Consider the following 25,187-nt stretch of genomic DNA (forward strand, 5'->3'; position numbering starts at 1 on the left):
CCGGCCGCTCATGGCTCGGACCGTGACCGGCCGGGCACGTCCGCCACCGGTGAGGCGTCCTCGGCCCCGATCAGTGAACGGGCCACCGCGAGTGCCGCTCTGTGGCGTTCCGCCTGTCGGCCGCCCAGTTCGCGTCCGCGTGCCGCGGCCATGATCACGGCGGCCAGCGCCAGCCGTCCGCGCATCGTGCCCTCGGGTCCTTCGGCGGCGGCCAGTGCGCGGGTCAGGTCGTTGAGCCGCCGCTGGAGCGTGCGGGCGGCGGTCAGGCCGCGCAGGGCGTGCTCGTTGACCTGGGCGCACACCAGCGAGGCGCCGTGCTCGCCGCGGACCAGGGCGTCGAACTGCTCGATGGCTCGCATTCGGGCCGCGGCGGATGGCGGTCGGGCGCGTGCGGGCTCGATGATGACATCGAGCGCCGGGAGCAGTTCCTCGTAGGAGCTGGTGAGCAGCTCCTCCTTGTTCGCGAAGTGGTGCAGGACCGCCTGCCTGGTGACGCCCGCTCGCCTGGCGACCTGGGTCAACGAGGTCAGCTCATAGCCCTGTTCGGTGAACAGCTCCAGCGCGATGGCCCGCACGCGCCGACGCGTATCGGTGCGCCGTCGATCGGCTTGCTCTCCCATGAAAACTGCCTTACTGGTAAGTCAGGTATTCTCGCCGGATGAACGGCATGGAGAGCAACGTACCCGCTGGTGGGGGCGGAGCACCCCGGACGGTTCCCGACGAAGGGCTTGCGGGGCGGCGCGCGCTGGTCACCGGCGGGAGCCGCGGGCTCGGCGCGGCGATCGTGCGGCGGCTCGCCGCGGCGGGCGCCACCGTGTTCGCGGCGGCCAGAACGGCGCCGCCCGGGGGCTCGCTGCCCGCGCGGTTCTTCGCCGCGGACCTCGCGGACCCCGATGGGGCGCGACAGCTGGCCGAGCGGGTGCGCGACGCCGCCGGAGGGGTGGACATCCTCATCGACAACGCCGGGGCGGGCAGCGCTCCGGCGGACACGCTGACCCGGCCGCAGGAAACCTGGCGGTCGGACCTCGAGGTCAATCTGCTGTCCGCGGTCCGGCTGGACCAGGAGCTGGTCCCGGGCATGGTGGAGCGCGGTTCGGGGGTGGTGGTGCATGTCTCGTCCATCGCGGGCCACCTGCCGCAGCCCGGCCAGGCCGCCTACGCGGCCGCCAAGGCGGCCCTCAACAGCTACAGCCGCTCACTCGCGGCCGAGGTCGGCCCGGCCGGGGTACGGGTGGTGTGCGTACTGCCGGGCTTTATCGCCACCCCCGGGGCGGTCGCGCAGCACCAGAGGATCGCCGACCGGCAAGGGGTTTCGCTGGAGGAGGCACAGCGCGATCTCGCGGCCCGGCTGAACGTGCCGATGAACCGCCCCGGAACCCCGGAGGACGCCGCCGAGCTGGTCGCGTTCCTGGTGTCGGAGCGGGCGCGCTGGCTCACCGGATCCCAGTACCGCGTCGACGGAGGCATCCTCGCTCAGGTGTAGTCCGGCCGTTCCGGGCGCTCGGGAGGACGGCATGGGTGTCGTCCAGCCGGATCACGGGCGTTCACGGAGTGGACCGGAGCCGAAGCCGTCCGGGGAAGCGCCGGGGTGCGGAGTCCTGAGCGCGTGGCGCAGCAGTGGCGGTGCGAGCAGCCCGCACGGCTCGGGCCCGGCGCGGAGCCCGGTCCCGGCGTAGTAGCGGTTGGCCGCCGACGGCGCGATCCGGACGCGGAGTTCGTTCCCCCCGGGCCGCAGGGCGCCGGCGGGGATCGTGACGCGGTACGGCGCCCAGGCGCGCTCCGTCACTCGCACGCCGTTCACGGCCACGGCCACGGCTCCGGCGACGGCCGGGAGCGTCAGCTCCAGGGGGACCGGCGTGTCGAGCTCGATCCGCCGCACATAGTCCGCGGTGCCCGCGAACGCGGTGAGGCCCTGTCGCTCCCAGCCGCGGGTCACCGCGATGGCGCGGCGGGTGCCCGCCTCCTCGGACGCGTCCTCGGGGATCTCCAGCAGCCAGCCGGACTCAAGCGGCTCCGGCGCCGACCACTCCGGTGTGCCATGACCGGCCGCGGCCGCGGAACCCTCCGTGGTGTCCGCCCGGCCGGCAGCGGATCCCGCGTCCCTGTGCACACGCAACAGCCGCAGCGCGTTCTCTTCCAGCCGCAGCGCGACCGGGCTCCCGGCCGCTGCGAGGGCGCGTACGGTGCCGTCGGCGGCCTCCCACTCCTCGATGTGCCAGGGTCCGTCGGGCAGCAGGAGTTCCACCGTGCCCCCGGCCTCGGCGAAGCACGCGAAGCGGAAGCCGCCGGCCGGGTCCGGGCCGCCGCGCCAGCGCACCGGCGAGCCCACGGGCACGCGCAGCGTCGGCGCGGTCCGCTCACGCCGGGCGGCGAGCCCGCGCAGGACCGCCTCCCCGGGGACCGCGTGGAACACCTCCACGGCCGGGGCGAGCTCCGCCCAGTCCTCGGCGGCGGTCTGCGGGCCGTCCTGGTAGACGGCGGGCGTCGCACCGCTCGCGAGCACCCTTACGCCCGATTCCGCGAGGCGGCGAAGTCGGCGCAGCGACGCGGCGGAGCGCAGCGTGGTCACTGCGGGGAGCACGAGCGCCCGGTACCGGCGGTCCCCGAAGCACACCGCGCCATCCTCCACCACGGCGGTTTCGAGATCGCGCTCGTCCACGAGGTGGAAGCCCACCCGGGATGCGCTGAGCGCGCGTGCCCAATCGCCCAACGCCGTTGCCTGCTCGCCGAGTTGACCGGCGGTCCACACCGTACGCAATGGATACAGGACCGCCACATCGCTCTGTGGTGACACCGGTTCGAGGAATTCGCTCAGCCGCGCGCTCTCCAGCGCGAACCGCGGGTGGTGATCGGCGAACCAGGGCTCGAAGTTGATGCCCGGGGGGAAGTCGAAGCGCGGATTCCGCAGCGACTCGTGATCCTCTCCATGGCCGTGGGTCTGGTAGAAGCCATGGAAGATCATCTGTCGCATGCCCTGCAGATGGTGGTTGATCGCCGTGGTGCGCAACTCCTGCAGGGTCAGCCCCCAGTGGCCGGACCACGGGGTCCCGCCCTCGGGCGGGGTGACGAAGTACTGCTCGACCATCGTCCCGCCGCGGCCGTGGTGGCGGGCGACCGAGTCGCCGAAAACGGGGCTGAGCTGCACCAGGGCGTCCTGTGCGTCCACCGCGGTGAGATCGCGGTAGCCGTCCACGCCGAAGTGGTCGAGCCCGAAGTTCACCCGCAGGTCCCAGTTCGCGAACGCGGTGTCGAGCGCCCAGCCCCCGACGTGCCCCAGGACTTCATGGCCGGACTGACGCAGGCCGTGGGCGTGGCTCCAGGCGCGCAGCCTGCCGAGGAACGTCTCCATCGCATGGCCGCTGAAGTGCTCGTAGAACTGGGCGCGGAGGCTCAGCCGCTCCGGGTCGTCTCCGTCGAGCACGGCGGCGAGCACCTGGGGGGCACGCCCGCCCCAGCGCTCCCGGATCGAGACGGCCAGGCTCTCGTGGAACGGCATCGCCGAACGCAGGTCTCCCGTGCGCTCCGCCCAGTCGTAGTACACGGCATGCGGCTGGTCGAAGAACATATACGCGACGGTGGAGCCGAAGAAGTCGCCCAGGGCGTCGGCGAAGGGCTGGTAACCCGCCTCGATGAAGCGATCGACCGCGACCGGGTCGACGGGGTTCACCAGCCGGGAGGTCGCGCAGCGGGCGGAGACGAACACGATCGCCTCCGCGCCGTCGGGCACGGGCGCGGCCAGGCGGACACGGCACCCGTCGGCGGCGCCGTCCACGCGGTCGACGAGCTCGGGCCGCTCGGCGGCCACACCGTGCTCCCCTTCCTCTTTCCCTTCCATGGATTGCGCGGCCTTCACGACGAGCGCGTACTCGACCCGCCAGTCGGCCCAGGCGACCACGCCGCCCTCGTAGTGCCAGTCCATCGCGGCCGGGCCGAGGTTCTCCGTCGCCGAACGGATCCCGCTGAGCGAGCCCTCGCTCGCCCCGGCGGGGATCCGCACCCAGAACAGGTGCCGCTCGCGCAGCTCGTCGTGTCCGGTCACGGCCCGGCCCGCGGCGTGGCCGGTCTGCCAGTTGTAGTCGTCGTAGATGCCGACGACCATGCCGAGCTCGGCGGCCGTCCCGACGGCCACACGGCACGCGGCGAGGTAGTCGTCGTCCAGGTAACCCCCGATCGGGTACGACAGCCGCGCCTGCACCTGGAAGCTCCGGATACCGGCGCCGTGCATCTGCCGCACCTGGGCGCGGATCGTGTCCTCGTCGGGCAGCCGGTGCCAGAACCAGTAGGCGGCGGGGGCGTGCCAGGGGTCCGGGTTCCGGAACCGCTCCAGCGCGGTCTCCCGCGCGGACGACGCGGGCAAGGCGGGCAGGTCGGGCCACGCGGACAAGGGGGTCAGCTCCTTCCGGCCGCGTCGGGGGCCGTAACCCCGGGCCCGCCGTCCCCGTGAACGGCGTCTTCGCCGCTCACCAGCGAGTAGTCGGGCTTCGGATCCAGCCGGAGTCCGAACGTGAGCGCCGCGTAGAGCGCGGCGCCGAGCACCAGGGCGATGACGATGCCGAGCCCGCTCGACCCGAACACCCCGGTGCGGCCCTCCTCGGTGAGGAGGAATCCCGTGATCTTCGCGAAGTTTGGATCGGAGCTGGTCACGAGGCCGAGACCGACGACGGTTCCGGTGATCAGACTCAGGATCGCCGTCCAGCGCCCGTCGCGGCCCCCGTAGCCGCGCGGCCTCGCCATATCGGTGTTCCAGCCCATGCGGCGCTGCCGGATGAAGTCGATGAGCTGGATGCCGCCCATGGTGCCCATCATCACGGCGATCAGCGACAGGAAGGACTGGAACGTCGCGAGGAACGAGGTGGAGATGAACAGCAGGTAGAAGGCGCCCGCCGCGATGATGATCGCGTTGATCGCGGTCGTCACGGAGCGGCGCAGCGGTACGCCGACGGCCATGAGCGCGAGGCCGGAGCTGTACATGCCGGTGATGGCGGCCGAGACGAGCGAGATGACGATCACGACGGAGAAGGGGACGAAGAACCACATCGGCAGCAGCGCGGTGAGCGCCCCGATCGGGTCGGACGCCGCGGCGGCACCGAGCTTGGAGTCCCCGCCGACGAGAAGCGCGCCGACGGCGAGGAGGATGATGACCGGCAGGCTGAGTCCGGAGACCGTCCAGCCGATCACGCCGCGCGCCGGGGTGTCGCGCGGGAGGTAACGGGCGAAGTCGCCGCCGTAGTTGAGGAAGCCGAGGCCGACGAGGGTCATCGCCATGATGATGCCGCCGATGAACACCAGCGGTCCGCCCGCGGGGACGTCACCGAGACGCGCCCATGCGATCTCGGGCACCATGAATCCGAGGAACGCGACCGTCATGACGCCGGTCACCCAGGAGATCCAGACCTCGACCTTCATGATGAGCTCGTGGCCGAGGACGGAGACCGCCATCGTCACGGCGAGCACGAGCAGGAACCACAGCACGACCGTGGACGTGGCGCTCGACCCGTCCGCGTCGGCGAACACCGACGGCCACAGCTTCGCGAACAGGTTCGCCCCGGTGGTCGAGGCAAGAGTGATGATCGTCACCTTCCATCCCATATTGGACAGATAGGCGAAGAACGCGGGGATCCTGTTGCCCTTCATGCCGAACGAAAAGCGCGTCTGGGCGAGGGTCGGCAGTCCGGTGCGGGGCCCGCCGACGGCGAGGATGCCGACGAGGGTGGCCGAGATGAGATAGCCGAGGGTCCCGGCGACGATCGTCTGCCAGACGTTCAGGCCGAGGCCGAAGACGAAGATGCCGTAACTGATGCCGAGGATGGAGATGTTCCAGGCGAACCACACGGCGAACAGGCCCCGAGGCTTCCCGCGCCGCTCGGCATCGGGGACGGGATTGACGCCGTTTGATTCGACGGTCGTGCCTCTACGACCTTGCTGAGCCTTATTGCTCATGGAAGGGCGCCTTTCGACGTTATGGCGATGGTTCGACGTATGGCGATAGGGGAGGGGGCGGCGCGGCTCCGCGCGAGACCCGTGGCGTACGCGGTGATCGCCATCGCGCCCACGGGGTGATCGCCATCGCGCCCACGGTGGGAGGCGGGTACGGCGGTGAGGCGGAGCGCTAAGCGGTGGGGTGGACCGCTAAACCGCCGCCGGGAGGGGCGGCGGGCGCGCCGGGTTCGAGGCCGCGGTGTGCCGCTCCGACGGCGGGCCCCCGGTCACCGGCCCCCGTGGCCTGCGGCGAGCGGTCGTAGGGTACTCTCATCGTCGGGAAAAGCATTTCCGAACCCAAGCACGTCAGCCCCTGCCGCGTCAATGGGTCGCCGGGACCGTCCTGATAGCATCGGCGGGCGGAAATCAGGGGAGATCAGGATGGGCGCGCGCATAGGCTTGAAGGACGTGGCGCTGCGCGCGGGGGTGTCGGTGCCGACGGCGAGCCGAGTGCTCTCCGGTGTTCAGCGCAATGTCGATCCGGAGCTGGCGCTGCGGGTGCGCAACGCGTGCGAGGAGCTGGGCTACCGGGTGAACGCGGCGGCGCGGGCGCTGCGGATCCAGTCGACGGATTCCTTGGCGCTCGTCGTCCCGGCGATCGCGAACGCGTACTTCGCGGAGCTGGTGTCGGCGTATGCGCGCCGCCTGGATCTCGAGGGCAAGCGGCTGGTGACCATCGACACGGGCGAGAGCCCGGAGACCGAGCGGCGCCAGCTCGGCGCCATGGACCGGGTGCTGGTGGACGCGGTGCTCGTGGTGCCCGCCGCGTTCGAGCGGAGCGGCGCCGCGATCACGGAGCTCGCGCGGTCCAACCGCGTCGTACAGGTCGACCGCCGCGCACGGGGCGTCGAAGCGCCGTCGGTCCGGCTCGACAACGCGGCGGGGGTGCGCCTGCTCGTGGAGCACCTGCGGGCGCGGGGCCGCCGCGGCATCCTGATGGTCGACGCCCAGGAGGACTCCTCGTCGAGCATCGAGCGCACCGCCGCGTTCCGCGCGCTCGCCGGGCCGGACGACCGGGTCCTGGAGATGCCGAACTTCACGGTGGCGAGCGGCACCGACGCGGCGAGGCTCCTGCTCGCGGACCCCGGCGAGACGGATGCGGTCATCTGCACCGCCGACACCGTGGCGCTCGGCCTGCTGACGGCGCTCCAGCACGCCGGTAAGCGCGTGCCCGCCGAGTACGCGCTCGCCAGCTTCGACGGTACGTATATCTCCGACACCGCCGCGCCGGGGCTCACCACCCTGGGCTCGACCGCCGAGCTCATGGTCGAGGCCTCCCTCGCCCTCCTCGACGGCGACAGCGATGACGTCGTGCTGAAGCCCGAGCTGGTGGTCCGCGGTTCCAGCGGCTGACCACGTCCCGAGGGCCGTTGGCCAGCCGCTGGAGGCCGGTGGTCAGACGCGGTCGGCCGCGATGAGCAGGTACTGGAAGGAGCCGTCCTTGTAGGAGTTGATGAACGCCTTCTCGATGCCCGTGACCAGCGAGGAGGTGGCCCGCAACTCCCAGTACGGCAGGGTCGCGGGAGTGAGGTCGATGACGGCCTGTGGTACGAGGCGGTGGTCGGCCATGGCGCGCAGGTATTCCCGGCGGGAATGGATGTTGCACTCGAAGTGGGCGTTGATCTGCGAGACGTACTTCGAGGGCTGGCCGTAACGCGGGTTCCAGCAGCCGGTGATGGTCACATAGCGGCCGCCGGTCGTGAGGATGCGGGAGTGCTCGGCGAAGAGGTCTTCCAGGTCGACGTACATGCTTGACTCGTTGTTCCACGAGGCCGCCGCCCGCCCGGTCTCGAAGGGCGTACCGAGCATGTTGCAGACGCGGGCGCGGACATGGTCCTCGATGCCGAGCTCACGGGCGCGCTGGTTGGCGAAGTCGGCTTGTTTGGCGGACAGTGTGACGCCCTCGACCCGGCAGCCGAAGCGCTGGTGGGCCATGACCATCGAGCCCCCGCGGCCGCAACCGGCGTCAACGAGCGTGTCATCGCGCTCAATGGGACCGAGGTGGTCCAGGAGGAGTTCGGCCTGGGCCGACTCCAGGCGGTGGAGCTCGGCGATCAGCTTCTTCTCGTAGGCGCAGCCGTCGCCGTCGCCGAGTGCGGTGTGGTCGACGTCTCCGATGCCGTAGTGGTGGTGGTAAAGGCCGTCGACATCGCCGAGACGGAGGTTCACGGGCCTGGCCTCGCGGTCCCAGTAGCGGGCGATGTCCCCCTGGTAGGGGGTCGCCGGGCCGGGGATGAACATGGCGGCGCCGGAGGAAGCGGCGACGTCGGCGCCGAGGTCGGTGCTGGTCACAGAGGGTTCCGTTCTTCTTACCAGAAATCGGGCAGGCTGTAGCGGAAGGTGTTGGTCTGGTGCCAGTGGTGGTTGCCGTCGACCCACGCGGCCACGCCCCGGAGAAAGCGCTGCACGGTCGGGACGGGGAGGGCGACGGCCACGGCCGCGGCTTCGGCCTCGAAGTCACGCATGAGGTCGTTGTGGACCTCGACCGCTTTCAGATAGGCGTCGCGGTCGGAAAGGCCCTCGCGCTCGGCGATCACCACGGGCAGGTTCAGATGGCGGCCCGGGGCGGCGAGCTCCTTGGTGTACGAGTACAGGTCGTTCACGATGGTGGTGGCGTTTCCGGCGAGGGCGATGACCCGCTGCAGGGCGGGCCGGGCGTGCAGATCGGCCGGTAGTTCGTAGCCGCCGACGCTGTCGGTGATGGTGGGGCACGGGCGGAAGTTGTTGAACTGGCGCATCGCCAGGTACTCCCACACCTCGGGGACGTGGTCCGTCTGGGCCCAGGCGGCCTCGGCGAGGTACCCCATGTGCAAACGGGCCATGTCGTGCCGGTACCGGTCGGCCTGGGAGGGGCTGGCCGCCCGGACGAAGTACTCCATGGCGGAGCGGTAGGCGCGGCGGGGCGCGTCCGAGCGAAGCGACTCCGCCCACCGCGGCTGGTACTCCCGCGTGGTGTGCAGGGCGTCGAGAGCGGTGTGCGCCAGCAGAAGGCGTCCGCCGAGGCCGATGGGCGAGCCCCCGTGGTCCTCGCAGTAGCAGTCGTCCACCGCGTTCTCCGCCACCATCAGGCGCGTGGCGAGCATCAGATGGTCGACGGTGGGAGCGTCCGGATGGCAGCCGACCAGGTAACGCCCCACGGAGAAGCCGTCGAACTGCTCCTCCCACTCCTCGGGGTACAGGTCGACCTCCTCCAGGGCCCAGGCCTTGATCCTGCGGCTGACCTCCTCCACCCGCACCGGGTCGGGCTCCGGCACCGGGTGGTGGTAGAGGCCCGGGACCGGGTTGCCCTGCGCCGGAACGGTCGACGGCATCGGTGGTGTTGGCGGCGTCGGCGTCGGCGGCTCCTCGTGCCGGGCCAGGTGCAGGCCCGCCGTGCCGAGGCCGCTCGGCCCGCTCAGGATCCGTGCAACACCGGCGCGGGAAGCGGCCGCGGACGGGCTCGATCGCGGAGGGGAAGGCTCAGGGGCGGGCATGCGTGGCTCCTCGATGGGGTGCGGCGGCTGTCCCGGGGGAGGGGGCAAACAATCAGGAATCCGTCCAGATCTCCGGGAACATTAGCGGCCGGTGCGCCCAGTCGGCCCTCAGAAGCCATTGACGTTAACTCGATAAGATGATCTAGTCTCACGCGATGTTTGCCCGGGTGGCCGAGGCTCTCCGGAGCGTCGGCCACCCGGCGAAGTGCGTCCGCGCGATACGGAGTTGGCTGAACTGAGACCACGGTCCTTGCCCGTGTCTGTGCGGCGGGCGCGGGCTGCGGTGTCGGCGATCTTCTTCGTCCATGGTGCGATCTTCGCCTCCTGGGCCGCCCGGATACGACTACTTCCGCTCGCTGGTGGCCGCCACCGGCACCGCGCCCGATGTCCGCTACCGCACCCGGAGCTATGAAACGGTGCGTTCCCTGGTGGCCCGGGGGCTCGGATACTCCGTGCTGAACCAGCGCCCGGCGACCAGCCAGACCTACGGTGGCGGCGAGATCGCGGAACTGGAGCTGCGGGACGGCAGCCCGCCGCTCGAAGTCAGGATCGCCTCGGTGAGGGGCATGCGCCAGACCGCCCGCGCCCAGGCCGTGATGGGGCTGCTGCGGGAGGTCGCCGCCGGTCGGCGCGGGTCCGGGCCATGAGGAGCGCGATGTCGTCCTCCGGGGCGGTGTCCGTGGTCATCCTCGCGAGGACACGGGCGCACAGGTCCTCGAGGCTCGCAGAAGGGCGTTGCAGCGCGGCGAGCAGCCGGTCAAGACCGGCATCGATATCGCCGTGGCGGGTCTCCACCAGTCCGTCGGTGAAGAAGGCGAGCAGACTGCCCTCGGGAAGCTCCAGGTCGACGGATTCATAGGTCCCGGTGCCGATTCCGACCGGCGGGCCCACCGGTGTGTCGGCGATCCTGGCACGGCCTTCGGGAGTCACCAGCATCGGTGGCGGATGCCCGGCGCGGGCCAGGGTGCAGACGCGGGTGGCCGGGTCGTAGACGGCGTAGAGGCAGGTACCGCCGGTGATTGACGAGTACCCCGGGGACCAGGTGCCCGTCTCGGCGAGCCGGGCGGTGACCTTGTCCAGGTGGTCGAGGAGTTCCGCGGGGTGCTGGTCGAGGGCGGCGAGGGTGTGGACCGCGGTGCGCATCCGGCCCATGGCGGCCGCGGCGTTGATGCCGTGGCCGATGACATCGCCGATGACCATGGCGATCCGGTCGCCCGGCAGCTCGATGGCGTCCATCCAGTCCCCGCCCACCCCTTCGTACCGGTCCGACGGCAGATAGCGGCCGGCCAGGTCCACCGCGGGGCCGCCCGACAGCTCCTGCGGCAGAAGACTGCGCTGCAGGGCGAGGGCCGCGGACCGCTCCCGTGCGTAGCGGCGGGCGTTGTCCAGGCTCAGCGCCGCCTGGACGCAGAGCTCCTCAGCCAGCAGCAGATCGTCCTGGGAGAAGGGCACGGCGTTGTCGGTCCGGGTGAACACGGCGATGCCGAGGAGGGTGCCGCGGGCCCTGAGCGGGATCATCATCACCGAGTGCATACCGGTGTCGTGGATGAGCCGTCTGCGCTGGGGGTCGCGGTCGAGCCAGGTGCCAGGGCCGGTCTTCATGGCGGGCTCGAAGTAGGACTGGCCCCCGTACAGCGCGGTGAGGAACGGCGATCCGGGCGGTACGTACACCACATCCCCCACCAGGAAGGCGGCCTCCGGCATATCGCCGTGGATGGAGGCCTGACCCGCGCGGCGGAAGACCGGGATGCCGGAGGCGGCCTCGGGCATCCGCTTCAGCGGCTCCCCGCCCAGCGGGACGGCATCGGCCAGATCCACCGTGACGTAGTCGGCGAGTGCGGGGACGGCCGTGTCCGCGAGCTCCTGCGCGGTCGTCATCACATCGAGCGTGGTGCCGATCTGGTTGGCCGCCCTGCCGAGCAGCGCCAGCCGCTCGCGCTCGCCGCTCTTGGTGACCAGCGAGATGGTGCACACGCCCAGCGGGCCACCGCCCTTGGGGGCGAGGGGGAAGACGGAGGAGGAGAAGACGACCTCCCGGCCGTGCTCCGGCGACACCCACCGCAGCACATGGTCGCCGACCGGCTCCCGCGAGGTCAGCACCCGCCGTATCACCGGCTCGATGGTGGTCCGGTCGAAACCGCGCACGGTGCGCCGCGCGGACCGGGTGGGCGCGTCCACCTCGGAGCGGCCCACGATCTCCCGGCAGGCGCGGTTAGACCACAGCAGCCGGGTGTGGGTGTCCCACACCGCGACGGCCAGCGGTGACCGGTCCAGCAGCACCGCTTCGGCGTCGGCGGTCCGCACTCCGTCCGGTGCCTCCGTGATGGCGACGAACCAGCAGCTCTCGCCGTCCCCGCCGGTCAGCGCGATGGTCTCCACCGTCAGCCGGAAGCTCTCGCCGTCCCGGTGCCGGACCTTCATGACGGCGTTGGCGGCCCGCCGACCGCCGTGCTTCCCCATGTCTCCCGGGGTCGAGGACCACCGCAGCGCCTCGGCCGGGGTCTCCAGCAGCTCCCGCACGGGCAGTCCCACGACGTCCTCCGCACGGTGCCCGAGCAGCCTCCGGCAGCCCTCTCCCCACGCCAGGACGGTGCCGTCAGAGCCCACGACGGCGAGGGCCGGAGCGGGTGCCTCGGGCACGTCCGCGAAGCCGGCCGGCATCCGTTTCGCCTCGGGACCGGCCCCGGCTCTGCGCGCCATCCCGATACCCTCCGTAGCCGCTGATATCGGTCCATGTCCTGCCAAAAGGGTAACGCGCCCGGGCGGTGGTCGGGGCCCCGTCGGTCACAGTTCCCGCGGTCCCCGGCCACCGATGAGTTCGGCGGCCGAGCGGGGTCTACACCTCTGCGCACCATCCGCCATCCGCGTGATCAGAAAGGGGCACCGGCATGACCACCAACCCGCTGCCGTCCGTCGTGGACGCCGATACCTGGCGGCGTGAGCTCGACGCGCTGCGGGTCCGGGAGAAGGCCGCGACACGGGAGCTCGACGCGATCGCCGCCCAGCGCCGCCGCCTGCCGATGGTCGAGCTGCCCGACTACACCCTCGAGGGCGAGGACGGGCCGGTCCGGCTGGCGGACCTCTTCGACGGCAGGAAGCAGCTGATCGTCTACAACCACATGTGGTTCCCCGGCGAGACGTGGCAGTGTCCGGGCTGCACGGGGTTCACCTCGCAGTTCACCAGGCTGGAGTTCCTGGGCAACTACGATGCCCGGTTCGTCATCGTCACCCAGGGCCCGATCGGCGAGGCGCTCGCGTACAAGCGGCGGGTCGGGAACACGATGGCCTGGTACTCCACGGCGAACAGCCCGTTCGGTACCGACGTCGGCGCCCCGCCAGGCGGCGGGTTCGCCGTCAATGTGTTCCTGCGCGACGGCGACACCGTCTACCGCACCTGGCACACGGACGGCCGTGGCACCGAGCAGCTCAGCTACTCCTTCGCGCTGATCGACCTGTTGCCGTACGGGCGTCAGGAGGAGTGGCAGGACTCGCCCGAGGGGTGGCCACAGCAGCCCGCCTACAGCCGGTGGTCAGGCTCCGAGGAGATCGCCGCGCTCTACGGCCGGGACGGGTGAGGCCCGGGCGCGGTGGCCGGGGCGCGGTGGGTGGGCGCTAGTCGAGCGCGACCAGCGCGGCGCGGAGTTCGTCGAGGGTGCGGCGGGTGAGTTCGGTGAGCGTCCGGTCGTTCGCCGGATCGGCCCACTGGTCGAAGGCGTCGTAGAAGGCGCGGACGCCGAGTTCGGCGGCGAGGCTCGCGGTCGGTTCCGGTACGTCGCGCTTGTGGAGCGCGTCCGTCATGGCCCCGGCGAGTCTGGCGCGCTTGAGGGCGGCGCGCTCCTGCAGTTCGGTGTGACCGGCGATGACCGGGCGGAGCCTGACGCCGATCTCGCGGCGGTCGTCGGTGAAGGTGGCGGTGAGGGCGTCGAGGGCCGCGCGGACCGCCTTCAGCGGTGTGGCCGGGCCGGGTGCCGCCCCGATCGCGTCGGCGAGGAGCCGGGTGTGGGTGTTCTGACCGGCGAAGAGCACTTCCCGCTTGTCGCGGAAGTGCCGGAAGAAGGTGGTCTTGGTCAGACCTGCCCGATCGGCGATCTCATGGACGGTGGTGGTGTCGTAGCCCTGCTCGGTGAACAGCTCCAGCGCGGCGCGCACCAGCCGTTCCTGTGCGTTCGGTTCCCATCGGGCCATGCGCACAGCATAAGTGATGTGACTTAGTACCGTCACTTCGGCTACGGTGACGAGTGACGTTACCAAGTCACATCACCTCGCTCCGCGCGGCGGAGCGTTCCTCCAAGGGAGCTGCGCATGCGTGTTTTCGTCACCGGTGCCAGCGGCCACATCGCATCGGCCGTGGTACCCGAACTGCTCGGGGCCGGACACGAGGTCGTCGGCCTGGCCCGGTCCGACGCCTCGGCCGCCGCCGTCAACGCCCTGGGCGCCGAGGTGCGCCGCGGCGACCTCGACGACCTGGACGGGCTGCGCGGGGCCGCCGCCGACGCGGACGCGGTCATCCACCTCGCGTTCAACCACGACGCCATCCCCGCGGGGAAGTTCGCCGAGGCGGTGGCGGCCGACCTGGCTGTGGTGCGGACATTCGGCGACGCGCTGGCCGGTACGGGCAAGACCCTCATCGGCGTCGGCCTGACGCCCACCGGTGACGCGCGGCGCGACGCGGCGATAGCAGCCAACCCCCGCTCCGCGGTCGGGCGGGTGCTCGGCGATGTCACCGGACGCGGGGTGCGGACCGTGCTCGTCGCCATCCCGCCGGTGACCCACAGCGCGCGGGACAGGACCGGTTTCATCCCGATCCTGATCGGACACGCCCGTGCCACGGGCGTGTCCGGCTACGTCGGCGACGGCGCCAACCGCTGGCCCGCCGGTCACACCCTGGACGTCGGCCGCCTCTACCGGCTGGCGCTGGAGAAGGCCCCGGCCGGTTCACAGCTGTACGCCGCGGCCGAAGAGGGCATCACGGTGCGCGAGATCGCCGAGACCATCGGCCGCCATCTGAACGTCCCGGCCGTGAGCATCCCGGCCGAACGGGCCGCGGACCACTTCACCGGCTTCCCGTTCATCGAGATGGACATCACCATGCCCAACGCGGACACCAGGCGGCTGCTGGGCTGGGAGCCGGTCCACCCCGGCCTGATCGCGGACCTCGACGACGGCCACTACTTCACCGCCGGCTGACACCGCCATCGCGGTCACATGGTGGGCCACCACATCAGGCAACTCCCGCGCCAGACCGCTCCGTTCGGCCGCAGCGGCGATCCGTGCGGGTGCGGGACGGCGGACGGGGCGGCGTACGCCGCCAGGCGGGTATGCGCCCGGCCCGGGCGGTAGCGGGCACCGCCTGGGCGCGGCCGCGTCAGCTGAAGAGCACCATGTAGGACGAGGCGAGGCCCGAGGCCAGCCAGAACGATCCGCCAGCCATACCGACGATGAGCAGTACTGCCAGCGCGCTGTCTATCTTTTCCACCAGCGGGGACGGAGGCCGGGGCTCCGGGTCATGTGAACTCATGTGCCCAAACATATGCCAAGAAGTATGTGTGTGCGGCTGGCTGTTGAGGTTTCCCTGGGGGTGCGGTGCGCGGCGGCCGGGCCGGGACCTCAGAGGCGGACGACGATCAGGGCGATGTCGTCGCGTCCGCCCCCGGCCACCCCGAGGCGGGTGAGCAGGGTGTCGGCGAGGTGGTCGGGGCCGAGACAGGTGTGGCGGGCGAGGGTGTCGGTGAGGCGGCGCAGGCCGACGTCGATGTCCTCGTCACGGCGTTCGATGAGTCCGTCGGTGTAGAGGACGAGGGTGTCACCCGGGCTGTACGACACCGTGGCCTGCGGCCGGGGGAGGTGGTCCGCGACAAGGCCCAGCGGGGGGTTGGTGGCCTGGTCGAGCAGGACGACAGTGCCGTCCGGCCGGGCCAGGACGGGCGGCGGGTGACCGGCGCTGGTGTAGGTGATGTGCTGCTGGCGGGTGTCGACGACGGCCTTGGCCGCGGTCGTGGCCAGCGCGCCCTCGAAGGTGCGGGCGTAGAGGCTCAGCACGTCCATCGCCCTGCCGGGTTCGCTGATGGCGCGGACGGCGGCGGACAGGGCGCTGCGGAGCATGCCCATGACGGCGGCGGCCTCCAGGCCGTGGCCGACCACATCGCCGACCGCGACGGTGAAGGTGTCCGTGGACAGGTCCACCACGTCGTACCAGTCGCCGCACACATTGAGCGACCGGGCGGCGGGCATGTAGCGCACGGCGATCTCGCGGTGTCCTGCCAGGTCCGGGGAGTGCAGCATGGCCTCCTGGAGGGCGAGGGCGGTGCGGCGCTCCCGGTCGTGGGCCTCGCGCAGTTCCTCGTTGAGGCGCTGGAGTTCCCGCGCCCGGGTGTACAGCTCGGCCTCGATCGACTCACGCTCCCCGCCCCCGCCCGCGGCCCTGCCCGCGCCCTCGTCCTCGCCCTCGTCCTCGCCCCCGTCCTCGGGCTTCGGCCGCAGCGAGCGGGTCAGTACGAACTCGGTCATGTCCTCCGCCCGGTGGATGATCCACCGCACCTCTCCGTCGGGCCCGAGGACGGGTGTGTTGATGGGCGACCACCACTTCGCCCGGAACACTCCCGGACGCCCGGAGACGGGGATGTCGTACTTCTGCACCGCCATCGTGTCCGTTCTCCGCAACCTCAGCACCCGCTGGAGGGAGGCGTCGAGATTGCGTACCCCGTCGGCGTCCGGGTCCGCCGGATTGTCGGGGTGGACCTCGAAGAGGTAATGGCCGATCAGCTCTTCCCTGGTACGGCCCGTGGCCCGCAGATAGGCCTCGTTGACCTCGACGATCACCAGGTCGGGGGTCAGCACCAGGTACGGGCTGGGTGTGACGGCGAATACCGCCTGGTAGTCGATCCGCGGTGCGCTCACAACCTTCTCCTGTCCGGCCCGGCCCCTGCCTCGTTCTCGATTCTCGACTATGCGGCCCGCCCCGGGCGACGGCCCGTCGGCTCGCCGACGCCGGGCCCGGGGCTGTGCTGGTTGTGGAGTGGTCGTGAGATTCGGACACGTTTGTGAACCGTATCCGCCGCTGTCCCGTCTTCCAGAGCGCTGGCACACCGGGCCGCCTTCGCGACGGAGCGAAGGGTTCCCGCGTGATGAACCGCACCACGAGCGAACGGACGGGCACACCATGGGGCGATACCGACGAATGTCCCGGCCTCCCCGGGCCGCGCTGGCGTCACGAGCGGCGCTGGCCGCGGGGGCGCTCGTGCCGGCGATCGTCTCGGTGCGGTCGGCTCACGCGGCCACTCCGCAGACGCGGGCGGCGATCTGCACCTCGGACGAGCCCGGGCTCGCCGCCAGGCTCTCCGAGGACATCGACTCGGCACTGGACGGCTCCTCCGCCACCACCGCGATCAGCCTCCACGACCGCACCACCAACACCACCTGCACCCTCAACGCGGACCGGACGTTCGACTCCGCGAGCACGGTCAAGGTCACCGTGCTCGCCACGCTGCTGTGGGACGCGCAGGAGGACGGCCGCGCCCTGACGCGGGAGGAGGAGGACCGTGCCACCGCCATGATCACGCAGTCCGACAACGACGCCACCACCGCGCTGTGGAAGCAACTCGGGGCGGACAAGGTCAATGGATTTCTGCAGGCCGCGGGGATGACCAGCACCGTCCTCGACGGCGAGGGGCACTGGGGGCTCACCCAGGTCACCGCCAACGACGAGGAAGGGCTCCTCCACCTGGTGACCCACGCCAACCCGGTGCTCGGTGACGACTCCCGCGCCTACATCCTGAAGCTGATGAGCGAGGTCGTCCCCGCGCAGCGCTGGGGAACCCCGGCCGGTGCGCCGGACGACGCACAGGTGCATGTGAAGAACGGCTGGCTGGAGCGGGCCACGAACGGCTGGCGGGTGCACAGCCTCGGCGCCTTCACCGGCGGCGACCACGACTACACGATCACGGTGCTCTCGCAGGACAACGCCACGATGGACGACGGCATCGCCACCATCGAGCGCATCGCCCGCGCCGTCCACCAGGACCTCAACGCCCCCGGGCCCAGCGCTCAGCCCTAGGAGGAGGTCCGGGTGTGGTGGTCGAGCAGGCGGGTGAGCAGCCGCACCAGTTCGTCGCGCTCAGCAGGGCTCAGCGGCGCGAGCAGTTCGTCGTGGAGTTCGTCCAGGACCGTGTCGAGGCGGCGTAGCCGACGGCGGCCCCGGGGGGAGATCGTGATGGTGTTGCGGCGCCGGTCGTCGGGGTCCGGCGCCCGCTCGACCAGCCCGCGCTCGGCCAGTTCGTTGAGCACACCGACCATGTCGCTGCGGTAGATGCCGGTGCGCCCGCTCAGCGCCGCCTGGCTGCCCGGCCCGTACTCCTGCAGCGAGGCGAGCACGGCGTAGTGCCACTTGCGGGCGTCGGCCCGGGCCAGCCCCTCGTTGATCAGCCGGTCCGACCGCGTGGTCAGCTGCGACAGCAGCCGGCTCGCCAGCCGACGCAGCCGGTCGGGCGTCCGGGGCGGGCCGTCGTGGGGGACGTCCATGGCTTCGGCTCTGGTCATGGCGCTCATCCTACCGATTGCGTTAGTCCGACTAACGATGTACGTTCGCTCGCGCCGACAGCGCGAGTGCGACCAACGTCTGTCGAGCGAACCACACGGGAGGAACACCTTGCCCACCACAACACTGCGGATCCCCACCCCGGACGGTCAGGCCGACGCCTTCGCCGCCTTCCCCGACGGGGGCGGGCGGCACCCGGGGGTGCTGCTGTACCCGGACGCCTTCGGCGTACGGCCCGAACTGGAGGAGCGGGCACGCGAACTGTCCGGGCACGGGTATTACGTCCTGGTCCCCAACTTCCTCTACCGGCACGGCCCGGCACCGGTGACCGAACTTCCCGAGCACATCGGTGAGGAGATCCGGCCCGAGATCATCGGCAGGCTGATGCCCCTGATCGTGGAGCACACCACCGAACGGATCCTGCGCGACGCCGATGCCTACCTCGGGTTCCTCACCACCCGGCCCGAGGTCGCCCCCGGCCCGGTCGCCGTGATCGGCTACTGCATCGGCGCGCCCCTGGCGATGCGCACCGCGACGGCCCACCCCGACCAGGTGGCCGCCGTCGCCGGATTCCACCCCGGCTTCCTGGTGACCGACGCGCCCGACAGCCCGCACCGCCTCGTCCCCCACCTCACCGCCCGCGTCCACATCGGCCTCGCCGAGGGCGATATGACGCCCGAGGCCCTGGGCGAGCTCAACAAGGCGCTGGACGCCGCGGGTGTCGCCTACACCACCGAGGTCTACCCCGACACCATCCACGGCTTCACCATGTCCGACACCGACGCCTTCAGCCCCTCGGCACTGCAGCGCCACTGGGACCGGCTGCTCCCGCTCCTGGACGGCGCCCTGACCGACGGCTGAGTGGCGGCGGGCGACTCAGGGAGCGATGCCCACGCCGTCGATCCGGCTCCAGGCCCGCTCCTGGGCGGACGTCATGGCGGGCCACGTCAGCCCGCCCGGCCGGGGCCGGACACGGGAGGCGTACGGCTGGGGGCGGAAGCCGGAGTCGTAGAAGCACCCGGTGCCGTAGACGCGGTCGTACGTGGCGCACGCGGATGCGATGGACCGCGCCGTGGGCTTCTTCCCCTTGCGCACCCAGGCGTCCAGCGCGGCGATGGAATCGGCGTACTCGGCGTTGCTCAGCTCGCTGTGCTCGCTCTCCCTGGTGAAGGTCTGTACGAGGTTCTTCCCGCGGTGCGCGCCCTCGACCGTCGCCCGGTACGCCGACTCGTGCTCGACGAACGCCGTGGGGTCGTCGATGGCGTGCATCGTCAGCACCGGGATGGACACCCGCCCGGTGAGGTCGCTGTCGTAGGAGAGGTCACGCCGGGCGTCGGGGGCGGCGGAGAAGCGCTCGACGCCCGCGTTCAGCGCCGCGTCGTCATGTGAACCGGAGTACCACACACCCCGGTTGCCGAACGGATTGCGGTCACCGAGCCGGTTGTGCACGATGTCGCGGAAGGTGAACACCGCGAACCGCAGATGGGACTCCAGCGTCCGCTCCGGAAGGCGGGTGACGGCGAGGATGTCATCGAGGTTGCGCCGCTGCCGCGCGGTGCGCTCCTCCGGGGCGGAGGCGTAGCCGGTGCACTCCTGGAGGCGGGCGCGCAGCCCGGCCGTCGTCAGCGTCGACCCGGGGCGCAGCCCCTGCCACAGCGGGTACTGGGGCTCGCTGGGGCGTGGCAGATTGCGGCAGTAGTACTGGTAGACCACCCGCAGATCGACGCGGTGGTCATAGCCCCGTGAGCCGCCGCCCAGCACACCGCTGGTGAGGAGGGCGCCGTCGTAGGGCCCGTTCTTCCTTCCGTACGTCTCCACGACCTTGGCGGCGACGTCTCCGCCCCAGGACTGGCCGTGGACGTACGTCCGCTCGGGCCTGCCGAAGTCCGCCACGAACAGGCGGCGCAGATTCTCGGTGTCGGCGGCCGCCATGCGCGTTCCGTAGCCACCCCGCCGGTAGGAGGAGCCCGCCCACGCATAGCCCTCGGACACCATCACCGACCAGCGGTCCAGGTCGTCGGCGCTGCGCTCGGGATCGGAGCCGTCGCCCAGGTCGGGGCCGCCGTGCGAGTGGACGATCAGCGACCCGTTCCACTTCTTCGGAATGGCGATCGCGTAGTACGCCCCGTTGCCGTCCGCGCCGGTGTAACACGTGGCCTTGCCGCCGACGCTCGCCGGGCACGCGACCGGCGCGGGGCGCGGCGGGGCCGCCTGGACCGGACCGGCACTGCCGAGTGTCCCCGCGACGATGCCCGCGACGCCGACGGCCGACGCCACGGTGCGCCGCATACGCGTCAGGCCGCGCGGAAGGGAGGAAGGTACGTTCCGGCGGTTCCGACTCGTGCTGTGCACAGCAACGCTCCTGACCTCAGTGGCGCTCCCTCGCGCCAGGCGTTGCGATGTTAAGGACACCCGTTCCGCCGACACCATCGAGCGGGGAGTTGTGTTCTTAACGTGCATGGCTCGCACCGTGCATGGTGGACCCATGTCCCTCGACGAACTCCGCACCCTGCTGGCCCGGCACGCCCGGCCCGACTGGACCACCGCCATCGACGGCGTCCTCGTCTCCAAGGTCGACCGGCCGGATCCTCCGGCACCCTCCATGTCCGGCACCGTGCTCGCGGTCATCGCCCAGGGCAGCAAGCGCCTGGCGCTGGGCGACCGGGTCTACGCGTACGGACCCGGGCAGTATCTGGTGGCGTCCGTCGACCTGCCGGTCACGGGGCAGTTCACCCAGGCCGAGCCCGAACGGCCCGCACTCGGCTTCGGTCTCACGCTGGAGCCGTCCGCCGTCGCCGAACTGCTGCTGCGGGCCGGTCCCGGAGACACCGGCGCTTCGCACGCGGGCGGAGGAGTTCCCTCGGGGATCGCCGTCAGCGATGCTCCGGCGGCGCTGCTCGACGCGGTGGTCCGGCTGCTGCGGCTGCTCGACGAGCCCCGCGACCGGGCCGTACTGGCGCCGCTGGTGAAGCGCGAGATCCTGTGGCGCGTGATCACCGGCGAGCAGGGGGCGACGGTTCGGCAGCTCGGCCTGGCCGACAGCGGCCTCAGCCATGTCTCCCGGGCCGTGCGCTGGATCCGCGAGCACTACGCGGAGCCGTTCCGGGTCGAGGACGTGGCGCGCAGGTCGGGCATGAGCGTCTCCGCCTTCTACCGCAACTTCCAGGCGGTGACGGCGATGAGCCCCATCCAGTTCCAGAAGCAGATCCGGCTGCAGGAGGCCCGGCTGCTGCTCGCCACCCATCCGAACGATGTCACCGGGGTCGGCCAGCGGGTCGGCTATGACAACCCCTCGCAGTTCAGCCGGGAGTACCGCCGCCAGTTCGGCACACCCCCGAGCCGCGACGCGGCCCGACTGCGGAACACCGTACGCACCCCCGCGGGCGTCCTGCCCTGAGCCGGGCTGGGCCATCGGGAGGATCGTGCATGCGCAGGCGAGGATAGTTCTAACGTTTCCGCAGGTCGGAGCGGTGCAATGGAGGTGCAAGTCCGCGCGAGGAGCAGGCGAGGCCCGTCCCTCCGCGGATCCCACCACATCGCAGGGGTCACACCATGAACACCGTTCTGATCACTGGTACGTCGTCCGGGTACGGGCGGGAGACCGCCCTCCACTTCCATGCGCGGGGGTGGAACGTCATCGCCACCATGCGCACACCACGGCCGGACGTCCTTCCCGAGTCGGACCGGCTCCGCGTCCTCGAGCTCGATGTGACCAGGCCCGAGAGCATCACCGCCGCGTTCGAGGCGGCGGGGCCCATCGACGCCCTGGTCAACAACGCGGGCGTGCCGTCGATGGGCGTGTTCGAGGGCATCTCCATGGCCGAGGTGCGGGAGGTGTTCACGACCAACACCTTCGGTGTGATGGCGACGACCCAGGCCGTGCTGCCGCAGTTCCGCGAGCGCGGCTCCGGTGTGGTGGTCAATGTGACCTCCAGCGTGGTGCTCGGCCATATGCCGCTCACGTCCGTGTACAAGGCGAGCAAGATGGCCGTCGAGGGGTTCACCTCATCCCTCGCGCTCGAACTCGCGCCGTTCGGCGTGCGGGCGAAGACGGTCGAGCCGGGCGCCTGTCTGACGACGAACTTCGGCTCCAAGCTGCCGCACGGTGCGCCGCTGGAGGAGCTGGTCCCGGAGCCTTACGCGGCGTTCGTGAAGAAGACCATGGCCGAGTTCATGGGCCAGGACGTGTTCACCAAGGAGAGCGACGTGGCCGAGACGGTGTGGCGAGCCGTGCACGACACCACCGGTCAGCTGCGCTTCCCGGCCGGTCCAGACGCGGTCCGGCTCGACCAGGCGAAGTGACCGGCGGGCGGGCTCGAGGGCGGTGTCCGGCTGGATGCCTCGGGTGCACAGGCGCCAGGCGGTTTCCGCGTCCAGGCGGAGGAGCGCGGCGGGATGTGCCGCGTCCGGGCTGGCCAGCGACCAGCGGGGACCGGTGGCCGGGCGCTCGACCGCGTGGTGGCAAGCCTCTGGACAAAAGGCGGTGTCGTCAGTCCAGGCCGTGGTCGTGGGCGTAGCGGATGGCCGCGACCCGGTCGCGGGAGCCGGTCTTGGTGAAGACCCGGTTGATGTGGGTCTTCACGGTGTTGCCGCTCAGGAAGAGGGCGGCGGCGATCTCCGCGTTGGTCATGCCGCGTGCCATCAGCGCAAGGATCTCCGCCTCACGACGGGTGAGGCCGTCCGGGAGCGGCTGACCGTCGGCCCCGGACCCCGGGGGAGGGCCGCCGGACCCCGGGGGAGGGGTGGTGGCGGCGCTCGCCGCGGCGAGCAGGGTGGCCTGGACCCTGGGGTCGAGGACGGAGAGCCCGGCGACGGCGCTGTGCAGGGTACGGGCGATGTGCAGGCGGTCCGCGTCCTTGGTGAGGTAGGCGCGGGCCCCGGCCCGCAGCGTCTCCAGGACGGAGGTGTCATCGGCGTAGGTGGTCAGGACGACGACGGCCACCTCGGGGTGGTCGGCGGTGAGTTGGCGGGTGGCCTCGGTGCCGTCGAGCACCGGCATGTGGAGGTCGAGCAGGATCGCGTCCGGGTGCTGCTCGGCGACCCGGTCGAGCGCCTGCCGTCCGTCGGCCGCGGAGCCGACGACGTCGATGTCCGGCAGCAGGTCGAGCATGAGGACCAGCCCCTCCCGGACGCTGGCCTGGTCGTCGGCGACCACGATCCGCAGTGGCCGGGCGTCCTGGGCGCTCATCGCGGCACCCCGGCCCGGACGCGCCACTGTCCGTCGCGTACGCCCGCGTCGAGCGTCCCGCCCCGCAGCAGCAGGCGCTCGCGCATCCCGGTGAGGCCGTAGCCGCCGTCGACGGTGGCGAACGCGGGTGCTCGCCGGGGGGACGGCGGTGTGCCGGGCGGGCTGTCGTCGGCGAGCGGGTTGTCGTCGGCTATCGGGCCGTCGGCGGTGAGCGGGTTGTCGACGGTGAGCGTCACGTGTTCGTCCTCATAGGTCAGGGTGACCTCCACCGGCTGGGCGGGGGCGTGTTTGGCGGCGTTGGTCAGGGCCTCCTGCGCGGTACGGACGAGGGGGAGCGCCTGGTCCGCCGGGAGCGGGGAAGGCTCGCCCTCGACCCTGAGCCGTACCGGAACGCCGTGCCGCTGCCGGTGGGTGTCCGCCATCGTGGCCAGTTCCTCGTCCAGTGGCGCGAGGTCGGAGCGCAGGGCGTGCACCGCGCGGCGGGTCTCGGCGAGCCCGTCGGCGGTCAGCCGCCTCGCTCCGTCGAGCACGGTGACCGCCCGGTCGATGTCCCGGTGATCCGTCAACAGGGCACTCGCGGCCTGGATCTGGATGCTCAGGGCGCCGAGCGAATGGGCCAGTACGTCATGGATCTCACGGGCGATCCGGGCGCGTTCGTCCAGTACGGCCACCCGGCGCTGCTCCGCGCGGAGCAGCTCGCTCTGGGCGAGCATGGCGGCCGACTGCTCGGCGCGCACCCGGTAGGCGCGGCGGTTGTGGCTTGCGACCAGGACCAGGGCCACCAGCATCGGATAGCCCAGGGCCAGCCCGCGGCCCGCCCCGGCGACCAGGACCCCGGTCTCCAGGGCCACCACCGTGCAGCCCGCCACGGCCCAGCCCACCGGGAGGCTCAGCTCGGTGCCCAGGTGCATCACGGCCATCAGCGAGAGCCCGATGAGCGCTCCGGTGTGCGGGAAGGCGCTGGCGTAGCCGGAGAGGGCGGCGGCCACGCCGAGCAGGACCCGCGTCCGTATCCGCGGCTGTGTCCCTCTCCGCGCCACACTCCGCGGCGCACGCCTCGCGGCCTCGTCGCCGAGGGCGTGGGTGACCTCCCACAGCAGCAGCGCCAGGCCGCCCAGCGCGTACGCGACGACGGCCTGGGCGACCGCCCCGGGCCCGGCCGGAGGTTCGGTGAAGGTGTGCAGGCCGATGAAGACATACGCGCCGACCCTCATCAGCCAGGACACCGTACGCAGCACGGATGCAGGATAGCGACCCGAACTCCGCTCGGCCGCGGCGCCGGGGCGTACCGCGCCATGGGCCGGGGGCCCGGCCGTCCCGCCGTCCCCTGCGGGGGCCGTGGGCGGGCCCGCCGGGCGCCGTAGGGTCATCGCGGTCCCCGGCGGCCCCGGTCGCGCAGCAGCTCATGCGCGGACCGGTCGTACGACGCCGTGGGGCGGGGGTACGGTGCGGGCCGCTCCGCGTCGGGGGCCGGTGTGTCGCCCGACCCGCCCAGCAGTCCAGCCAGCGCGCCCCGCACATCGAAGGGGCGGCCGTCCTTCTCCGGGGCGAACGGCACACCGGAGGCGAGGGCACGCGGTGTGACCACGGCGGCCTGGCCGAGCCGGTTGAGGCCGAGCAGCATCAGGAGCGGCGCGGAGGAGCCCGCCACGGGGGCGTGCAGCGCCATGGCGACCACCGTCATCACGACCCGCGAGGCCACCAGGGCGAGCCACAGCCACAGCCCGTACACCGGCATCCGCGCCCACAGCACCCCGTCGCGCGGCTCCAGCCGCAGCAGCGCTCCCTGGGCGGTGCCGATTCCGGCCGCGAGCACCGCGCTGATGACGAGGCATGCGAGATCGGCCGTGGTGAGGTGGCGGCCACCCTTGCCGAGACTGGTGAGACCGATGACGGCGAGGACCGCGGGCAGCAGGATCAGCCGCTTGCCGCGCAGCGGTTCGCCGCGTAGCTGACGGGCGATGACGAAGATCACGATGGCACTCGCGGCCAGCACTTGCAGCACGTTCACTGG

The 25,187-nt window shown here is 71.7% G+C and carries 23 protein-coding genes and 1 pseudogene; 9 read left to right on the plus strand and 15 right to left on the minus strand.

The features are described from left to right. Nucleotides 1–8: 8 nt before the first annotated feature. Nucleotides 9–620, minus strand: coding sequence for a TetR/AcrR family transcriptional regulator (locus VT50_RS40945; protein WP_046088281.1), 612 nt, complete (start codon nt 618–620; stop codon nt 9–11). Between the two features lie 38 nt (nt 621–658). On the opposite strand from VT50_RS40945, the gene VT50_RS08945 reads away from it, so the two are divergent. Next, nucleotides 659–1,483, plus strand: coding sequence for an oxidoreductase (locus VT50_RS08945; RefSeq protein ID WP_206269376.1), 825 nt, complete (start codon nt 659–661; stop codon nt 1,481–1,483). Between the two features lie 51 nt (nt 1,484–1,534). Here VT50_RS08945 and VT50_RS08950 read toward each other — a convergent pair whose 3' ends face one another. Together VT50_RS08950 and VT50_RS08955 are read right to left on the minus strand one after the other, a co-directional pair. Further along, nucleotides 1,535–4,384, minus strand: coding sequence for a hypothetical protein (locus VT50_RS08950; RefSeq protein WP_240529093.1), 2,850 nt, complete (start codon nt 4,382–4,384; stop codon nt 1,535–1,537). Nucleotides 4,385–4,389: 5 nt separating this feature from the next. After that, the gene (locus tag VT50_RS08955; RefSeq protein WP_075200447.1) at nt 4,390–5,940 is read right to left on the minus strand and encodes a purine-cytosine permease family protein; all 1,551 of its coding nucleotides are present in this window, start codon (nt 5,938–5,940) and stop codon (nt 4,390–4,392) included. 420 nt (nt 5,941–6,360) lie between these two features. Here VT50_RS08955 and VT50_RS08960 point away from each other — a divergent pair, with 420 nt between their 5' ends. Continuing rightward, complete coding sequence (locus VT50_RS08960; protein WP_046088282.1) at nt 6,361–7,332, plus strand: LacI family DNA-binding transcriptional regulator; 972 nt, start codon at nt 6,361–6,363, stop codon at nt 7,330–7,332. A gap of 42 nt (nt 7,333–7,374) precedes the next feature. Here the strand turns inward: VT50_RS08960 and VT50_RS08965 are convergent, their stop codons facing one another. Both VT50_RS08965 and VT50_RS08970 read right to left on the minus strand, forming a co-directional pair. Next, on the minus strand, nt 7,375–8,271 hold the full coding sequence (locus VT50_RS08965) for a geranyl diphosphate 2-C-methyltransferase (protein ID WP_046088283.1): 897 nt from the start codon (nt 8,269–8,271) through the stop codon (nt 7,375–7,377). A gap of 17 nt (nt 8,272–8,288) precedes the next feature. Beyond that, nucleotides 8,289–9,500 (minus strand): family 2 encapsulin nanocompartment cargo protein terpene cyclase, encoded by a 1,212-nt coding sequence (locus VT50_RS08970; protein WP_420822178.1) that lies wholly within the window; start codon nt 9,498–9,500, stop codon nt 8,289–8,291. Between the two features lie 257 nt (nt 9,501–9,757). Here VT50_RS08970 and VT50_RS08975 point away from each other — a divergent pair, with 257 nt between their 5' ends. Next, nucleotides 9,758–10,099, plus strand: coding sequence for a LysR substrate-binding domain-containing protein (locus VT50_RS08975; RefSeq protein WP_075200448.1), 342 nt, complete (start codon nt 9,758–9,760; stop codon nt 10,097–10,099). Here VT50_RS08975 and VT50_RS08980 read toward each other — a convergent pair. Further along, nucleotides 9,996–12,113: a SpoIIE family protein phosphatase gene (locus VT50_RS08980; protein WP_158083190.1), complete on the minus strand. Its 2,118-nt coding sequence runs from the start codon at nt 12,111–12,113 to the stop codon at nt 9,996–9,998. The two genes, VT50_RS08975 and VT50_RS08980, sit on opposite strands and share 104 nt — an antisense overlap. 227 nt (nt 12,114–12,340) lie before the next feature. On the opposite strand from VT50_RS08980, the gene VT50_RS08985 reads away from it, so the two are divergent. Beyond that, nucleotides 12,341–13,027, plus strand: coding sequence for a DUF899 domain-containing protein (locus VT50_RS08985; RefSeq protein WP_046088286.1), 687 nt, complete (start codon nt 12,341–12,343; stop codon nt 13,025–13,027). A 37-nt stretch (nt 13,028–13,064) separates the two neighbouring features. Here VT50_RS08985 and VT50_RS08990 read toward each other — a convergent pair whose 3' ends face one another. Further along, a complete protein-coding gene (locus VT50_RS08990; RefSeq protein ID WP_046088287.1) occupies nt 13,065–13,637 on the minus strand; it encodes a TetR/AcrR family transcriptional regulator in 573 nt (190 codons plus the stop codon). A 117-nt stretch (nt 13,638–13,754) separates the two neighbouring features. On the opposite strand from VT50_RS08990, the gene VT50_RS08995 reads away from it, so the two are divergent. Then, nucleotides 13,755–14,639 carry an SDR family oxidoreductase gene (locus VT50_RS08995; RefSeq protein WP_046088288.1) on the plus strand — a complete coding sequence of 295 codons (885 nt, stop codon included), beginning with the start codon at nt 13,755–13,757 and terminating at the stop codon, nt 14,637–14,639. A gap of 178 nt (nt 14,640–14,817) precedes the next feature. On the opposite strand, the gene VT50_RS39550 is transcribed toward VT50_RS08995, so the two are convergent. After that, a complete protein-coding gene (locus VT50_RS39550) occupies nt 14,818–14,970 on the minus strand; it encodes a hypothetical protein (protein ID WP_167396590.1) in 153 nt (50 codons plus the stop codon). Between the two features lie 89 nt (nt 14,971–15,059). Next, complete coding sequence (locus tag VT50_RS09000) at nt 15,060–16,349, minus strand: PP2C family protein-serine/threonine phosphatase (RefSeq protein WP_046088289.1); 1,290 nt, start codon at nt 16,347–16,349, stop codon at nt 15,060–15,062. A 280-nt stretch (nt 16,350–16,629) separates the two neighbouring features. On the opposite strand from VT50_RS09000, the gene VT50_RS09005 reads away from it, so the two are divergent. Continuing rightward, nucleotides 16,630–17,505 carry a serine hydrolase gene (locus VT50_RS09005; protein WP_046088290.1) on the plus strand — a complete coding sequence of 292 codons (876 nt, stop codon included), beginning with the start codon at nt 16,630–16,632 and terminating at the stop codon, nt 17,503–17,505. Here VT50_RS09005 and VT50_RS09010 read toward each other — a convergent pair. After that, nucleotides 17,502–17,987: a MarR family winged helix-turn-helix transcriptional regulator gene (locus VT50_RS09010; RefSeq protein ID WP_046088291.1), complete on the minus strand. Its 486-nt coding sequence runs from the start codon at nt 17,985–17,987 to the stop codon at nt 17,502–17,504. The two genes, VT50_RS09005 and VT50_RS09010, sit on opposite strands and share 4 nt — an antisense overlap. Before the next feature lie 109 nt (nt 17,988–18,096). Here VT50_RS09010 and VT50_RS09015 point away from each other — a divergent pair, with 109 nt between their 5' ends. Beyond that, on the plus strand, nt 18,097–18,846 hold the full coding sequence (locus VT50_RS09015; protein WP_046088292.1) for a dienelactone hydrolase family protein: 750 nt from the start codon (nt 18,097–18,099) through the stop codon (nt 18,844–18,846). 15 nt (nt 18,847–18,861) lie between these two features. On the opposite strand, the gene VT50_RS09020 is transcribed toward VT50_RS09015, so the two are convergent. After that, the gene (locus VT50_RS09020; protein ID WP_046088293.1) at nt 18,862–20,274 is read right to left on the minus strand and encodes a hypothetical protein; all 1,413 of its coding nucleotides are present in this window, start codon (nt 20,272–20,274) and stop codon (nt 18,862–18,864) included. A gap of 196 nt (nt 20,275–20,470) precedes the next feature. Between VT50_RS09020 and VT50_RS09025 the strand changes: the two genes are divergently transcribed. Then, nucleotides 20,471–21,382, plus strand: coding sequence for an AraC family transcriptional regulator (locus VT50_RS09025; protein WP_046088294.1), 912 nt, complete (start codon nt 20,471–20,473; stop codon nt 21,380–21,382). 155 nt (nt 21,383–21,537) lie between these two features. Continuing rightward, nucleotides 21,538–22,287: an SDR family oxidoreductase gene (locus VT50_RS09030; protein WP_046088295.1), complete on the plus strand. Its 750-nt coding sequence runs from the start codon at nt 21,538–21,540 to the stop codon at nt 22,285–22,287. Nucleotides 22,288–22,290: 3 nt separating this feature from the next. Here VT50_RS09030 and VT50_RS41555 read toward each other — a convergent pair. The 4 genes and pseudogenes from VT50_RS41555 to VT50_RS09045 form a co-directional block, all read right to left on the minus strand. Further along, a pseudogene (locus VT50_RS41555) lies at nt 22,291–22,425 on the minus strand (maleylpyruvate isomerase family mycothiol-dependent enzyme); the annotation flags it as partial. Nucleotides 22,426–22,474: 49 nt separating this feature from the next. Continuing rightward, the gene (locus VT50_RS09035) at nt 22,475–23,173 is read right to left on the minus strand and encodes a response regulator transcription factor (protein ID WP_046088318.1); all 699 of its coding nucleotides are present in this window, start codon (nt 23,171–23,173) and stop codon (nt 22,475–22,477) included. Further along, nucleotides 23,170–24,411: a sensor histidine kinase gene (locus VT50_RS09040; RefSeq protein WP_053048687.1), complete on the minus strand. Its 1,242-nt coding sequence runs from the start codon at nt 24,409–24,411 to the stop codon at nt 23,170–23,172. Before VT50_RS09040 ends, VT50_RS09035 begins: the two co-directional genes overlap by 4 nt. Before the next feature lie 128 nt (nt 24,412–24,539). Further along, entirely contained in the window at nt 24,540–25,184 is a 645-nt protein-coding gene (locus tag VT50_RS09045) for a hypothetical protein (RefSeq protein WP_046088296.1), read from the minus strand. Between the last annotated feature and the right edge of the window lie 3 nt (nt 25,185–25,187).

Source organism: Streptomyces antioxidans, from assembly GCF_000968685.2.
Lineage (GTDB): Bacteria > Actinomycetota > Actinomycetes > Streptomycetales > Streptomycetaceae > Streptomyces > Streptomyces antioxidans.

What these genes read in the sequence shown, in the direction of transcription:
- VT50_RS40945 (WP_046088281.1), bottom strand. Translation starts at nt 620, where the DNA reads ATGGGAGAGCAAGCCGATCGACGGCGCACCGATACGCGTCGGCGCGTG.
- VT50_RS08945 (WP_206269376.1), top strand. Translation starts at nt 659, where the DNA reads ATGAACGGCATGGAGAGCAACGTACCCGCTGGTGGGGGCGGAGCACCC.
- VT50_RS08955 (WP_075200447.1), bottom strand. Translation starts at nt 5,940, where the DNA reads ATGAGCAATAAGGCTCAGCAAGGTCGTAGAGGCACGACCGTCGAATCA.
- VT50_RS08960 (WP_046088282.1), top strand. Translation starts at nt 6,361, where the DNA reads ATGGGCGCGCGCATAGGCTTGAAGGACGTGGCGCTGCGCGCGGGGGTG.
- VT50_RS08975 (WP_075200448.1), top strand. Translation starts at nt 9,758, where the DNA reads ATGGTGCGATCTTCGCCTCCTGGGCCGCCCGGATACGACTACTTCCGC.
- VT50_RS08980 (WP_158083190.1), bottom strand. Translation starts at nt 12,113, where the DNA reads ATGCCGGCCGGCTTCGCGGACGTGCCCGAGGCACCCGCTCCGGCCCTC.
- VT50_RS08985 (WP_046088286.1), top strand. Translation starts at nt 12,341, where the DNA reads ATGACCACCAACCCGCTGCCGTCCGTCGTGGACGCCGATACCTGGCGG.
- VT50_RS08990 (WP_046088287.1), bottom strand. Translation starts at nt 13,637, where the DNA reads ATGGCCCGATGGGAACCGAACGCACAGGAACGGCTGGTGCGCGCCGCG.
- VT50_RS08995 (WP_046088288.1), top strand. Translation starts at nt 13,755, where the DNA reads ATGCGTGTTTTCGTCACCGGTGCCAGCGGCCACATCGCATCGGCCGTG.
- VT50_RS39550 (WP_167396590.1), bottom strand. Translation starts at nt 14,970, where the DNA reads ATGAGTTCACATGACCCGGAGCCCCGGCCTCCGTCCCCGCTGGTGGAA.
- VT50_RS09005 (WP_046088290.1), top strand. Translation starts at nt 16,630, where the DNA reads ATGTCCCGGCCTCCCCGGGCCGCGCTGGCGTCACGAGCGGCGCTGGCC.
- VT50_RS09010 (WP_046088291.1), bottom strand. Translation starts at nt 17,987, where the DNA reads ATGACCAGAGCCGAAGCCATGGACGTCCCCCACGACGGCCCGCCCCGG.
- VT50_RS09020 (WP_046088293.1), bottom strand. Translation starts at nt 20,274, where the DNA reads ATGCGGCGCACCGTGGCGTCGGCCGTCGGCGTCGCGGGCATCGTCGCG.
- VT50_RS09025 (WP_046088294.1), top strand. Translation starts at nt 20,471, where the DNA reads ATGTCCCTCGACGAACTCCGCACCCTGCTGGCCCGGCACGCCCGGCCC.
- VT50_RS09030 (WP_046088295.1), top strand. Translation starts at nt 21,538, where the DNA reads ATGAACACCGTTCTGATCACTGGTACGTCGTCCGGGTACGGGCGGGAG.
- VT50_RS09035 (WP_046088318.1), bottom strand. Translation starts at nt 23,173, where the DNA reads ATGAGCGCCCAGGACGCCCGGCCACTGCGGATCGTGGTCGCCGACGAC.